This is a genomic window from Streptococcus azizii (assembly GCF_001984715.1).
Taxonomy (GTDB): Bacteria; Bacillota; Bacilli; order Lactobacillales; family Streptococcaceae; genus Streptococcus; species Streptococcus azizii.
Genome location: NZ_MSPR01000029.1, coordinates 1 through 13,910, shown reverse-complemented (window position 1 = coordinate 13,910; position 13,910 = coordinate 1). Strand labels below are relative to the sequence as shown.

11 protein-coding genes and 1 other RNA gene are annotated in these 13,910 nt (G+C 43.9%); 9 read left to right on the top strand and 3 right to left on the bottom strand.

The window, feature by feature from the left end; translation table 11 throughout:
* Positions 1 to 258: 258 nt before the first annotated feature.
* Both pbp1a and recU read right to left on the bottom strand, forming a co-directional pair.
* Positions 259 to 2,412, bottom strand: a complete 2,154-nt coding sequence (pbp1a, locus tag BVE84_RS09950; protein ID WP_083708347.1) for a penicillin-binding protein PBP1A — start codon at positions 2,410 to 2,412, stop codon at positions 259 to 261.
* 4 nt (positions 2,413 to 2,416) lie between these two features.
* Complete coding sequence (gene recU, locus BVE84_RS09945) at positions 2,417 to 3,037, bottom strand: Holliday junction resolvase RecU (protein WP_076996845.1); 621 nt, start codon at positions 3,035 to 3,037, stop codon at positions 2,417 to 2,419.
* A 65-nt stretch (positions 3,038 to 3,102) separates the two neighbouring features.
* On the opposite strand from recU, the gene BVE84_RS09940 reads away from it, so the two are divergent.
* The 5 genes from BVE84_RS09940 to BVE84_RS09920 all read left to right on the top strand — a co-directional run bounded on the left by BVE84_RS09940 (position 3,103) and on the right by BVE84_RS09920 (position 7,023).
* Entirely contained in the window at positions 3,103 to 3,642 is a 540-nt protein-coding gene (locus tag BVE84_RS09940) for an SLOG family protein (protein WP_076996844.1), read from the top strand.
* Between the two features lie 72 nt (positions 3,643 to 3,714).
* A complete protein-coding gene (gene gpsB / locus BVE84_RS09935) occupies positions 3,715 to 4,047 on the top strand; it encodes a cell division regulator GpsB (protein ID WP_076996843.1) in 333 nt (110 codons plus the stop codon).
* An 18-nt stretch (positions 4,048 to 4,065) separates the two neighbouring features.
* Positions 4,066 to 4,434: RNase P RNA component class B (gene rnpB / locus BVE84_RS09930), an RNA gene on the top strand.
* Positions 4,435 to 4,486: 52 nt separating this feature from the next.
* Positions 4,487 to 5,650: a THUMP domain-containing class I SAM-dependent RNA methyltransferase gene (locus tag BVE84_RS09925; RefSeq protein WP_076996842.1), complete on the top strand. Its 1,164-nt coding sequence runs from the start codon at positions 4,487 to 4,489 to the stop codon at positions 5,648 to 5,650.
* A 2-nt stretch (positions 5,651 to 5,652) separates the two neighbouring features.
* On the top strand, positions 5,653 to 7,023 hold the full coding sequence (locus tag BVE84_RS09920) for a cell division site-positioning protein MapZ family protein (RefSeq protein ID WP_076996841.1): 1,371 nt from the start codon (positions 5,653 to 5,655) through the stop codon (positions 7,021 to 7,023).
* Between the two features lie 458 nt (positions 7,024 to 7,481).
* Here BVE84_RS09920 and BVE84_RS09915 read toward each other — a convergent pair whose 3' ends face one another.
* Positions 7,482 to 7,964: an S-ribosylhomocysteine lyase gene (locus BVE84_RS09915; RefSeq protein WP_076996840.1), complete on the bottom strand. Its 483-nt coding sequence runs from the start codon at positions 7,962 to 7,964 to the stop codon at positions 7,482 to 7,484.
* Positions 7,965 to 8,183: 219 nt separating this feature from the next.
* On the opposite strand from BVE84_RS09915, the gene BVE84_RS09910 reads away from it, so the two are divergent.
* From BVE84_RS09910 to BVE84_RS09895, 4 genes are all read left to right on the top strand, one after another.
* Positions 8,184 to 9,797 (top strand): ribonuclease Y, encoded by a 1,614-nt coding sequence (locus tag BVE84_RS09910; protein WP_076996839.1) that lies wholly within the window; start codon positions 8,184 to 8,186, stop codon positions 9,795 to 9,797.
* A 152-nt stretch (positions 9,798 to 9,949) separates the two neighbouring features.
* Positions 9,950 to 10,573, top strand: a complete 624-nt coding sequence (gmk, locus tag BVE84_RS09905; protein WP_179098476.1) for a guanylate kinase — start codon at positions 9,950 to 9,952, stop codon at positions 10,571 to 10,573.
* A gap of 17 nt (positions 10,574 to 10,590) precedes the next feature.
* Complete coding sequence (gene rpoZ, locus BVE84_RS09900; protein WP_076996837.1) at positions 10,591 to 10,905, top strand: DNA-directed RNA polymerase subunit omega; 315 nt, start codon at positions 10,591 to 10,593, stop codon at positions 10,903 to 10,905.
* A gap of 320 nt (positions 10,906 to 11,225) precedes the next feature.
* Entirely contained in the window at positions 11,226 to 13,604 is a 2,379-nt protein-coding gene (locus tag BVE84_RS09895) for a primosomal protein N' (RefSeq protein WP_076996836.1), read from the top strand.
* Positions 13,605 to 13,910 lie beyond the last annotated feature (306 nt).

The following is a 13,910-nucleotide window of genomic DNA, read 5'->3' as shown; positions in this document are numbered from 1 at the left end:
GTAGGTAACCAATCCACGAATATCAGAGTGGCCAATGCCCGAAGCTAAGAACTAGGCTCTTTCTAGATACTTTTCATTTTTTATCAGTTCGATTGTTTTTACTTGACAAAGGGCTTTACATATCAGTCATTTATAGCCTCCGAAAATGAAGGGAAGTACGACAGAAAGACCTCCTAGAGAAACTCTCTAGGAGGTCTTAATCGCCCATTGGCTGTTCTGTTTTTGAAACGAAACGTATTTGGGGGTGTCTGATAAGTCCTATTGCGAGGATGATGGACTGGAAGGAGCCGGTTGTTCTTGGGTCGTACTAGTTGGAGGGTTTGTTTGTGGCTGTTCAGCCGATTGCGTAGTTGTTGACTCTGTTGTGCTAGCCTGTGTAGAACTTGGGTCTGAAGAGCTAGCAGTAGGAGGAGTGGTGCTTGGGATAGTATTTGTACTTGGTGTATAGGTATACTGAGGATAAGTTCCGTCCAAATAGAGATAGTAGCCATACTGGTTTAGTCCGCTAGGAATTTCCCAGTCACTCGCGGTGTCAACAGGATTGAGGTAGGCCATCATACTACGATACACGTCGGTTGCAATCAATAGACCGCCGTCCAGTATAGGAGTTTGTCGATTGGCATATCCTGTCCAAACCGCCATAGCATAGCGTGTCGTATAGCCGACGAAGTTTTCATCAGGCACGACGAGTGAGCTGTAGTTGGCGGCCTCATTGTTAGCTAAAATCGATTCCATTTCGGCTTCTGTATAATTGGCAGTACCTGTCTTTCCTGCTTGAGGAAGTCCTGGAACTGCTGCATTTAGACCGTTTCCGTAAGTCATAACACTCTTTAAAATATCGGTCATCATATAGGCAGTTTCAGGCGTCATGACCCGATTGCCTTCAGGGGCAAATTCTTTCGTGCTACCATCGCTAAAGACAACCTTATTGACATACTGTGGTTTGTAGTAGGTACCACCATTGGCAAAGGAAGCATAAGCTGCCGCCATTTTCTCACTACTTGCCCCATATTTGGTGCTGGCATCAGTCGTGTTACTTGAAATCGCATTTGAATAGAGCAGTTCTGGATAAAAGATACCCAGATTATTTAAAAATTTATTAGCCTTATCTAAACCAACTGCTTCTAGTGTCTTAACAGCAGGGACATTTCGGGAATATTGAAGGGCTGCTTTTACGGTCATTGAACCATAGTAGCCTCTATCCCAGTTATAGACAGGTGTGGTAGAAGCAGGATAGTTATAGGGGGCATCGACGATTGGGTCGGCTGTTGACTTGTAGATGCCATATTCAAATGCAGGAGCATAGTCTGTAATCGGCTTCATGGTGGAGCCGAAATCTCGGTTGGTTTCCACAGCCTGGTTTGTACCAAAGGAGACATTGGTCGCCTGATTTCTAGAGCCGAGCTGGGCGATGACATGTCCATTGGCAACATCTATGACAGTAGAAGCCACTTGGAACTCTTCATCAGGGTAGTTGACATAGTTGTCAGAATTATAAATATCCCATAGCTGTCTTTGGGCATCAACATCGACATTTGTGTAGACGTCAATTCCTGTAGTGAGTAGATTGTAGCCAGTTTTTTCCTCGACTTCTTTGATGACTTCCTTGAGGTAGTTATCCATGTAAAGTGGATAAGCAGATGTATTTGAAAGAGGGAGTAAACCATCAGTAATCTCTGTGAGGACAGCACTTTCATATTGCTCTTGAGAAATATATTTTTGCTCTAGCATTTGCTGCAATACGAGATCCCTACGGTATTTTGCAGCCTCTGGCTGGGTATAAGGGTCATATTGATTAGGAGCCTGAGGCATCCCTGCTAAGAGTGCCACTTGTGGAAGAGAGAGGTCTTTTAACTCTTTTCCATAATAGGCTTTCGCAGCGGTTTTCATCCCATAATTGCCATTTGCCATAAAGACCTTGTTGATATAGTAGGTCAAAATCTCTTGCTTGGTGTTACGGCGTTCCAACTGGAGAGCCAGCCAGGCTTCCTGGATTTTCCGCTTAATGGTTTGGTCATGGCTCGATGTTGAGAAATAGGTCAACTTGATGAATTGCTGGTCCAGAGTGGATCCACCTTGAAGGCGTCCGCCTTTTAGGTTGTTGATAAAGGAGCCTGCAATCCGAATCACGTCAATACCCCGATGATTAAAGAAGCGCTGGTCTTCAATAGCAACAATCGCATTGACTAAGTGTTCTGGAATTTCAGATGTCTTGGCATTCGAGCGTTTTTCTGAGCCCAAATCGGCAATCAGATTATTGTCTTTATCGTAAATTTTACTGGAGACAGTAGCCGTCAGTGCTTCTTCGGTCAATGTTGGAGCAGATTTGACATAGTAAATCACTAGCGACAAGACCGCGATAAATACACAGATGAAGCTAGCTAGGATAACATTGGCAAAAATAACCCACATTTTTTTAAGGTTTGGTTTTTTCAAGAGTATCACCACCTAATAAATTTTTTTCAACAATCTCTAGATAAGGTAGACTAGGGTAGCCTCCCATCTCGATTTTAAATCCATGCTTACGAATATAATCGATAGGCATAGATTTTTTACCGTTTTCAATCCTGTAAAACTCAATGAGAGCAGCGGCAGGAAGGAGATAGGTTTCTTTCAGCGTTGAAAAGTGAAGGAGTACAAAACAAATTCCTCTTTGTCGCAGGACTTGGTCCATATGTTCAATCTGATGCGAATGAAAATTTTTCAGTGGCATCGCCGTCTTTTGGCGTGTTTCCTTGACTTCAAAATCAATATAGTGCCCCTGATAAACCCCTGAATAATCGGTTGTAGATGCTTGCCTAAAGTAGGCCTCAACGATTTTCGCCCGACTCCTTTTGGGATAATCTACCTTCACGATTTGTACTGGGGTTGGTTTCTTATGGATAACAGCCCGACCATGTGCCAGATAATAGTTGTTACTATCGTTGATGGCAGCCTCAAAGGACATTCCACGGTTGGCAAAGTCCACCTGCTGATGGGAAGAATGCGAATTGGTTCTACTGATTTTTTTTCTAACCTGATGAGGATAATTGACCATAGAACTCCTTCTTGATAAAATAAAATCATTACATTATACCACAAGATAGGAAAAGAGTTCAAGTCATGCACATTTATCGGCTATTGATAACAGGCTATCGCCATACCGATTTGGGAATTTTTTCAGAAAAAGACCCTCGAATCGCCGTCATAAAAAAAGCGATTCGGTTGGATTTGGTTCGCTTCTTGGAGGAGGGGGTGGAGTGGTTCATCCTGACGGGTAATCTAGGCTTTGAGTACTGGTGTCTAGAGGTGCTTCAAGACCTGCGGCAGGACGGCTACGACTTTCAAATAGCAACGCTCTTTTTATTTGAAAATCATGGGGAAAATTGGAACGAAGTGAATCAAATAAAGTTAGCCCAGTTTCAGTCGGTTGATTTTGTAAAGATGATCTACCCTCGATATGAAAATCCGAGCCAATTTCGCCTCTACAACCAGTTCTTACTGGACAATACAGATGGTGCTTATCTTTTCTATGATCCTGAAAATGAAACAAACTTGAAATATCTCTATCATTTAATCTTAAAAAAAGAAGAGTATACTAGAAAAACGCTTACTTTTGATCGCTTAAATGAAGTCGCGGAAAATTTTGAAGAATTTGAATGATATGACTTGATTTTTCCCTATATTTTTTCATATAATAGAGGTAATGATGTTTTAGAAGATAGAGGTGCAGAAATGGCAAGTATTAAATTTACGACAAAAGATATTTTTGAACAGGATTTTAAAATCAGCTTTCGTGGCTATGATCAAGATGAGGTCAATGACTTTTTAGATGAAATCATGAAAGATTATGATGCCTATGAAGCTATCATCAAAGAGTTAAAGGGTGAGATTGCTCGCTTGAAGGCGCAGCGTACAGCTGCTCCGCGCGCAGCAGAAACGAGTTTGGAAGACTCCGAAACATTAAGAACAGAGCGGGCATCTTCGGCAACGAATTTTGATATTTTGCGTCGCTTGAATCGTTTGGAAAAGGAAGTTTTCGGCAAACAGATTATACAGGAAGACTAAACAGAGGAAGTATTTGCAATTTTTGGATAATCGCATGGTAGTGATCTACCATGAGGAAAGTCCATGCTAGCACCGGCTGTGATGCCGGTAGTGTTTGTGCTAGGCGAACCAATAAGCCTAGGGACGTAGCAATACGTTACGGCGACTGAAACAGCTAAGTCAGAAAGATAGGCTCGAGTAAGTCTGAAAAGTGCCACAGTGACGGAGTTTTTATGGAAACATAAAAAGTGGAACGCGGTAAACCCCTCAAGCTAGCAACCCAAATTTCGGTCGGGGCATGGGAAAGTCGGAAGCAGAACGAACTTTCCTGACTGCGTTAGCAGTAGACAGATGATTATCGAAGGCGGTAGTGCCTAGTGCCGCTGGAACAAAACATGGCTTATAGAAAATTGCATATCATAGGTAGGCTAGCGTTGCTAGCTTTTATTATCGGAGAATCATGAAGAAAAGATTTACATTTATTGCAACAGCTGCGGCTGGGTTGGAGGCTGTGGTCGGCCGAGAAGTCCGTGAGTTAGGGTATGACTGTCAGGTAGAAAATGGTCGCGTTCGCTTTGAGGGAGATGTTCAGGCGATGATTGAGACCAATCTCTGGCTTAGGGCAGCTGACCGGATAAAAATTGTGGTCGGTAGTTTTAAAGCCAGGACCTTTGAAGAATTGTTTCAGGGAGTCTTTGCCTTGGATTGGGAACACTACCTGCCTTTGGGCTGTAAATTCCCGATTTCAAAGGCCAAGTGTGTCAGATCAACCTTGCACAATGAGCCGAGTGTCCAAGCGATTTCTAAAAAAGCAGTGGCTAAAAAATTACAGAAGCACTTTTCGCGTCCAGAAGGTGTCCCCTTGCAGGAGATCGGAGCGGAGTTCAAAATTGAAGTATCGATTTTGAAGGATGTCGTAACGGTTTTAATCGATACGACGGGAAGCAGTCTTTTTAAGCGTGGTTATCGTACGGAGAAGGGGAATGCACCGATCAAGGAGAATATGGCAACGGCAATCTTGCAACTGTCCAACTGGTATCCTGATAAGCCCTTGGTTGACCCAACTTGTGGTTCGGGAACCTTTTGTATTGAAGCGGCTATGATGGCTCGTAATATGGCTCCTGGTTTGCAGCGTAGCTTTGCTTTTGAAGAGTGGGATTGGGTTGATAGAGCTTTGGTAGCACAAGAAAAGCGGGCTGCCCAAGCTGCTATTCGGACGGAATGCGATTTGGATATTTCGGGGTTTGATATTGACGGCCGCATGATTGAAGTTGCCAAGAAAAATGCGCTGGAGGCAGGAGTAGCTCAGGACATCACTTTTAAGCAAATGCGTCTGCAAGATTTCTCTACAGACAAACTCAACGGCGTTATTATTTCAAATCCTCCCTATGGTGAGCGTTTGCTTGATGATACAGCGATTGCGACTCTCTATCGTGAGATGGGGGAAACATTTGCCCCTCTAACAACGTGGTCTAAGTTCATCTTGACGAGTGATGAACAGTTTGAACAGCGCTATGGTAGTCAAGCAGATAAGAAACGAAAATTATATAATGGGACATTAAGGGTTGACCTTTATCAATTTTTTGGACAGCGGGTGAAGCGAACAATGAAAGAGCAGGAATAAATATGGTAAAGAATACAGAAAAGCAGGATAGTCTCCCAAGTGATGGAGAAAGAATTTTACATTTTGAAGATGCTAAAAACATGACCGTAGGTCAAGCAGTTCGTAAGCAAGAAGAAATCCAGGCAGGTGTGACAGAAGAGGACGGTCTTTTAGACCGCTACATTAAGCAACACAGGGCTGAGATTGAATCGGAAAAGTATGAAACACAGATGAACCTCCCTGTTTTGACAGATGAGCTTGTAGATGAGGCAGAAGATACTAGTGAGGAAGCCAGCGACTCTGTCGACCAGACGGTGGCAGAACAGGTAGAAGATCTAGCGCTCCATAAGCTCACCCCAGAAGTTCCCGCAGCGGAGGAGATCTTGCCTAGACCTGAGACAGCCCCGTTTCATGAGGTTGAAGAAGAGGAAAAAACGTCCCGTAAGCCCTTGGTGATTTGGACAGCTTTGGCTATTTTCTTTGCTACGGCTCTATCTCTTGCTTTTATGTGGATGAGACAGTCAGAAAAAGTGGAGGAAACCCAGCCGTCTTCGACCTCCACCAGTCATAGCAGTAGTACCATCAAGGAAGATGCTACTGTCACCGCCTTTAATCGTCTGTACGAAACCTTCTTTGTGGACAAGGAGGAGAGCAAGCTAAAAAATAGTGCCTTTGGACAACTGCCAGAACTGAAAAAGGCCTTGGATAAGCTGGATAAGACAAGCTCGGCTTACCAAGCAGCCAAGGACAAGTATGAGCGTCTCGAAGCAGCTATCAAGGCCATTCAAGCTCTCAATAATCAGTTTGATAAACCAGTGATGGTCGACGGTGCCTTGGATACAACTGCAACAGTAAAGGAAGGAGAGACCCTGACTCCTACCACGATAGGTATCGGAGCTGTTGATGCTACGATTACAGCGGCCATCAATCTTGGGCGTTCACAACAAGCAACAAGTAGTGCAGCGCCAGTCGCCAATACCCCATCTCCAACGTCTGAAGCCGAAGCGCCTGCCAGCGTAGCTCCAGCAGTTCCTGCCACTCAAGCTGCCGGAATGAGTGATGGTAGCAATCCTCTGTATGGGATTGCGATTCCAGCAGGAGTCACTCTTGAGCGTCATCTCAGTCGTGTACCATACGATCAAGGGAAGATTGATGATGTCAACAATCCAGCGTGGACCTTTAATCCAGGGGTCTTAGAGACAATCATTGCAGTGTCTCAAGAGCGGGGGTATGTATCTGGCTATCAGTACATTTTGGAGCGTGTCAATATCATCAACGGCAATGGCTACTACAACCTTTTCCGCCCGGATGGTACCTATCTGTTTTCAATGAATGCCAAAACAGGCTACTTCGTTGGAAATGGTGCAGGATATGCAGATGATTTGGATTACTGATGTTCATTGCGAATACAGATTCATAAAAAATGCCTAGGATGGCTCTCTGTTACATTACAGATTGATTTTTAAAGAGGATTATCTTTCATTGAGTAAATAACGATTATAAAAAGCTCTGGGTTTCCAGAGCTTTAGACTGAAGAAAAAGTTTATTTTCTTCAAAACGATTATTTTATTATGATACTTTACTTAGGTAGCACGGACGGCAGCAACTCCCTACGGGATTTCATGCCTAGATTTTGAGCCTGAGTCTCAAAATCTCCGAACACCAGAAACATAACGTTTCTGGTGTTTTTTGCTACGGCGTAAAGTAGCGGTTATGAGCTCGCTTCGCTCGCCTTTTCACAAAGAGATAAGAGCACTGATACTATCCTTCGATATTGACATTGACAAATTTTCTCAGAGATACTTTGTCTACAACCTGGAGCTCTGGGTTTCCAGAGCTTTTTGATGATTCATTACACGGGATGGCGCTCAAAGGGGTCATCTGAAATGCCTTGACTTAAAATGAGCTTTGCCCATTCTTTGGCAGAAAAGAGGCTGTGGTCCTTATAATTGCCACAGGATTCAATGGTGGTTCCTGGAACATCTTTCCAGGTTGTTACCTCTGCGATTTCCTCTAAGCAGGATTTGATTACTTGAGCGATTTCCGTCGTGGAATGCTGTCCCCACATAATCATATGAAAACCAGTCCGACAGCCAAATGGGGAGCAGTCAATCAACCCCTCCATACGTTTTCTAATGAGTAGAGCTAGTAAATGCTCAATAGTGTGGAGACCAGCTGTAGGAATGGCATCTTCATTGGGTTGAACTAGACGGATATCGTAGTTTGAAATCACATCTCCTTTAGGGCCGGTTTCTTCTGAAATCATGCGAATGTAGGGTGCTTTGACAATCGTGTGATCCAGCTCGAAACTCTCGACGAATACTTCTTTGGTCATGAAAAATCCTCCTTTTCGTTAACAAGATTATATCATATTTTCAAGATGGTAGAATCTTCTTTATCACTTAGAAAATAGCTTGTTACTGAAAATACCGTATGGACAAGACTTTGGTAGCTTGACGTGTATTTTTCGATTTTGAGATTGTGAAATGGTTTAAAATATGATAGAATGGAAGAGGATTTTTGAATCTAACTATAAATAAAACGAGGTGGAAAAATGACAGCACTATCGATTGGTGTTGCCCTTGTTTCTGCTCTCATTGGTTTAGTTATTGGTTATCTAGCGATTTCTTTAAAAATGAAGGCTGCAAAAGAAGCTGCAGAACTGACACTTTTAAACGCTGAACAAGAAGCAAGTAATATCCGTGGAAAGGCAGAGCGGGAAGCAGACCATATCGTGGTTGTGGCAGAACGTGACCGCCAGACCTTAAAAAAAGAATTGCTTCTGGAAGCGAAAGAAGACGCTCGAAAATATCGTGAAGAAATTGCGGAAGAATTTAAGTCAGAGCGACAAGAATTAAAACAAACGGAAGCGCGCTTGACAGAACGTGCGAGCAGCTTGGACCGTAAAGACGATAATTTAACGAATAAAGAAAAAGCTCTGGAGCAAAAGGAGCAATCCCTTACAGATAAGTCTAAACACATTGAAGAGCGTGAAACAGAGGTTGCAAAATTAGAAGAGCAAAAGGCTCTCGAATTAGAACGGGTAGCTTCGCTTACCCAAGAAGAAGCACGTGATTTGATCCTAACCGACACGCGAGATAAGATGGCGCATGAAATTGCGACACGGATTAAAGAGGCAGAGCGAGAAGTCAAAGAACGGGCAGATAAGACCGCAAAAGATTTACTTGCTCAGGCCATGCAACGGATTTCAGGTGAGTATGTTGCGGAGCAAACGATTACCTCTGTCCATCTTCCAGATGATACAATGAAGGGACGGATTATCGGGCGTGAAGGGCGCAATATCCGCACCTTTGAAAGTTTGACTGGAATCGATGTGATTATCGATGATACACCAGAAGTGGTTGTCCTATCTGGCTTTGATCCGATACGTCGAGAAATTGCCCGCATGACGATGGAAGCTCTACTACAAGATGGTCGCATTCACCCTGCACGTATTGAAGAGTTGGTTGAAAAGCACCGCGTGGAAATGGATCATCGCATTCGGGAATACGGGGAGGCAGCTGCCTATGAAATTGGAGCGCCAAACCTTCATCCAGATTTGATTAAAATCATGGGACGCCTGCATTTCCGTACCTCTTATGGCCAAAATGTACTTCGTCATTCGATTGAGGTGGCCAAATTGGCTGGTGTACTTGCAGCAGAACTTGGTGAAAATGTCAATATGGCCCGTCGGGCAGGATTTTTGCACGATGTCGGAAAAGCTATTGACCGCGAGGTAGATGGTAGCCATGTGGAGATTGGTACAGAGTTGGCGCGTAAGTATAAGGAACATCCGGTGGTTGTGAATACCATTGCTAGCCACCACGGAGATGTAGAGGCTACAAGCACCATTGCAGTGATTGTAGCAGCAGCGGATGCCCTTAGTGCGGCTCGTCCAGGTTCACGTCGGGAATCCATGGAAGCCTATATCAAACGTCTCCAAGACTTGGAAGAAATTGCCAATAGCTTCAATGGCATCAAGCAGGCTTACGCTATTCAGGCAGGTCGTGAGATTCGTATCATTGTCCATCCAAATGTGATCAATGATGATAAGATTACCATCTTGGCCCATGATATTCGTGAAAAGATTGAAAACAATCTCGATTATCCAGGCAATATCAAGGTGACTGTTATCCGTGAAACACGGGCAACAGAAGTTGCTAAATAGACATTAGAAAGATTAGTTCTCGGGAGCTAATCTTTTTGCATAGTGATTTGGCTTGTAGTTATCTATTGCCTATATCGGATAAGATTATGGGGTAAGCAGTTGAAAAAGGCTAGTTTTTTTGGTACACTAAAGAGAAAGATTGTGAAGGAGATATGATGGCAGATCGTGGCTTGTTAATCGTTTTTTCAGGACCTTCTGGGGTGGGAAAAGGAACGGTTAGACGTGAGATTTTTGAGAGTTCAGAAAATAAATTTCAGTATTCTGTTTCGATGACAACTCGTCCTCAGCGTCCAGGTGAGGTAGATGGAGTAGACTATTTCTTTAGAACCCGTGAGGAGTTTGAAGAGTTGATCCGTCAAGGGCAAATGCTAGAGTATGCAGAATATGTGGGAAATTACTACGGCACGCCATTAACCTATGTCAATGAAACGCTTGATAAGGGGATTGATGTCTTTCTTGAAATTGAAGTCCAAGGGGCCTTGCAGGTGAAAAAGAAAGTGCCAGATGCAGTCTTTATCTTCCTAACACCGCCCGATTTGGATGAATTGCAAGATCGCCTTGTGGGCCGGGGGACTGATAGTGCAGAGGTGATTGCCCAGCGGATTGAAAAGGCAAAAGAAGAAATCGCCCTCATGCGCGAATACGATTATGCCATTGTCAATGATGAAGTACCACTAGCAGCCGAGCGGGTGAAGCGGGTCATTGAGGCAGAGCATTTCCGTGTTGATCGTGTCATTGGACACTATCAAGATATGCTAAAAGAGATAAAAAATTAGAAATTAGGTGAAGAGCTATGATGTTAAAACCATCTATTGATACATTATTGGATAAGGTACCCTCAAAATATTCGTTGGTTATCTTAGAAGCAAAGAGAGCACATGAATTAGAAGCAGGAGCAAGGGCAACGCAAGAGTTTACCTCTGTGAAATCAACTTTGCGCGCCTTGGAAGAAATTGAATCTGGTAACGTCGTGATTCACCCAGATCCAGAGGCAAAACGGGCAGCAGTTCGCCGTCGTGCAGAAGAAGAACGCCTTCGTCAAGAGGAAGAAGAACGCAAGATTAAGGCGCAAATTGCTAAGGAAAAAGAAGAAGGCGATAAGATATAAGAGACAGAGCTCAGTTGGCGTTCCAACTGGCTTTATTTGATTGTTGCAGGGAAACAGTAGCCGCGTCATAGTTTTTCGTTTTCTTTCAGTACCCATCATTCTTCCAATAATCTAAGATGATGGGACGTTTCCTAGAGTTGTCGCAGCAGAAATAGTAAATAGAAAGCAGACAATGTATAGATACTATCAGCGTCGATTCAGTATTTTGATCGTTCGTCAAGTCATTGACAGGAGAGAGATTCCACAGTGGCTTTTTCCAAGTATGATTCTTGGGCTTTGCAGTAGCTTACTGCGCTAATTATAGAAGATAAGGAGTGAGGATGTTTGCAGAAATTATTGTTGATGTTCCTTTGATGCAGACGGATCGTCCCTACACCTATCATATTCCAGAAGAATTTGAAAGCATGTTACAGGTAGGGATGCGGGTCCATGTTCCCTTTGGTAAGGGAAATCGCCTGATTCAAGGAATTGTGGTCGGTTTTTCAGATGGCTCTGATACTGAAACGAAGGCAATCGTAGAGGTACTCGATTTTTCGCCTGTTTTAAATGCAGAGCAATTATGGTTGGCAGATGAATTGCGAACAACTGTCTTTTCCTATAAAATATCCCTTTTAAAAGCCATGTTGCCTAATTTACTCAATTCCTCCTATGATAAGGTGCTTTCGCAGGGAGTAGGCTTGTCGGCAGCAGATCAGCGGGCGATTTTTGGTGACCAAGAGAGCGTGCATTTCTCAGATTTAGAGATTAGACAGCAAGCACGTGTCATGCGCTTAGCCCAGTCTGGGAAAATTACGGTGGACTATCTAGCTAAGGATAAAAAGCAGATTAAGACAGAGAAATGGTACAAGGTCCATCGCCATCCATTAGAAGCTATTGAGGTGAGCAAGCGTGCGAAAAAGCGTCAGGCCTTAAAAGAAGTCTTACTGCAACAAGAAGAGCCAGCTCTTCTTGCGAGCCTACGTCAGGAGTTTTCGGCAGATAGTATCCGCTATTTTCAAGAGCGGGGTGTCATTGAGGTGTGGGAAGAAGAGGTCAGCCGTACGCAGGCTTATTTTGAACAGGTAAAAGAGGAAGGTGCCTTACAGCTCAATAGTGAGCAAGTGACAGCAGTCCGAGAGATTCTTTCAGAAGTGGGTCAGGCGAGTCGTACCTACCTCTTAGAAGGAGTGACGGGGAGTGGAAAAACCGAGGTCTACTTGCAAGTGATTGATCATGTCGTGAAGCAGGGAAAGACAGCCATCGTGTTAGTGCCAGAAATTTCCTTGACCCCTCAGATGACCAATCGCTTTATTGCCCGTTTCGGTCAGAAGGTGGCAATTTTGCATTCGGGCTTGTCAGATGGAGAAAAGTATGATGAGTGGCGCAAAATTGAACATGGAAAGGCTCAGGTAGTGATAGGAGCCCGTTCTGCAATTTTTGCTCCTTTAACCAATATCGGAGCCATCATCATTGACGAGGAGCATGAAGCGACCTATAAGCAGGATTCTAATCCGCGCTACCATGCGCGTGATGTGGCCAAACTGCGGGCGGATTACAATCAGGCAGCCCTGGTATTGGGGTCTGCTACTCCGAGCTTAGAAAGTCGGGCGCGGGCTAGCAAAGGTCTCTATAGGCTTCTAACCTTGAGTCAGCGTGCCAATCCTCAGGCCAAGATTCCATCGGTAGAGATTGTTGATTTTCGAGATTATATTGGGCAACAGGAAACGAGTACAATCACCCCAGTTTTGCTCGAGAAAATCGAGGAGAAACTATTGAAAAAAGAGCAGGTAGTATTGATGCTCAATCGGCGTGGTTATTCATCTTTTGTGATGTGCCGGGATTGTGGTACGGTAGATCAATGCCCGCATTGTGATATTTCCTTGACCCTCCACATGGATACAAGGACGATGAATTGTCATTATTGTGGCTTTCAAAAGGCTGTTGCGCATGTTTGTCCTAACTGTCAGAGCAGGGCCATTCGTTATTACGGAACAGGTACTCAAAAGGCTTACGATGAGCTCATGATGTTGTTGCCTCAAGCCAGAATCCTACGGATGGACGTTGATACCACTCGAAAAAAAGGTAGTCATGAAAAAATTTTGACAGCCTTTGGTCGTGGGGAGGCTGATATTCTGCTTGGAACGCAGATGATTGCCAAGGGCTTGGATTTTCCTAATGTGACTCTGGTAGGCGTCTTAAATGCAGATACAGCTTTGAATCTGCCTGATTTTCGTTCTGCCGAGCGTACCTTTCAGCTTCTTACCCAGGTAGCGGGTCGGGCAGGTAGAGCAGATAAGGCAGGGGAGGTCGTTATCCAGACCTATAATCCCAACCACTATGCCATTTCTTTTGCCAAGGAGCAGGACTATGAAGGCTTTTACCAGTATGAAATGGCTTTGCGCAGAGCTTGGGGCTACCCACCTTACTACTACACAGTAGGGGTGACCTTGTCGCATCGGTCAGAAGAGCTTGTTGTAAAAAAAGCATTTGAGGTGATGAGAATGTTGCGAGAGCAGCTGAGCAATCAGATTCAGTTACTCGGTCCAACTCCCAAACCCATTGCGCGGACGCATAACTTGTACCATTATCAGATGATTGTCAAATACCGTAAGGAACCACAGTTAAGCCAAGTCCTGAACCGAGTGCTTGACTGGACTCAAGAGAAGGGCAACCAAGACCTACGTGTCGTGATAGACCATGAACCGCAAAATATGATGTGAGGCAGGGATAGAATTCCTACCTCTTTTTTATAGCATTCTCATTTCCCTATTTTCATTGAATATAGCGCTTTATACTCAATATAGTCTTTTAGTTTACTTTTAGTACTAGGCAACGAGCTGCAGGCTGTACTAGAGTACGGCAAAGCGAGTTAACGAAGTAATAGAAGATAAACTAAATGACTGATATGTAAAGCCCTTTGTCAAGTAAAAACAATCGAACTGATAAAAAATGAAAAGTATCTAGAAAGAGCCTAGTTCTTAGCTTCGGGCATTGGCCACTCTGATATTCGTGGATTGGTTACCTAC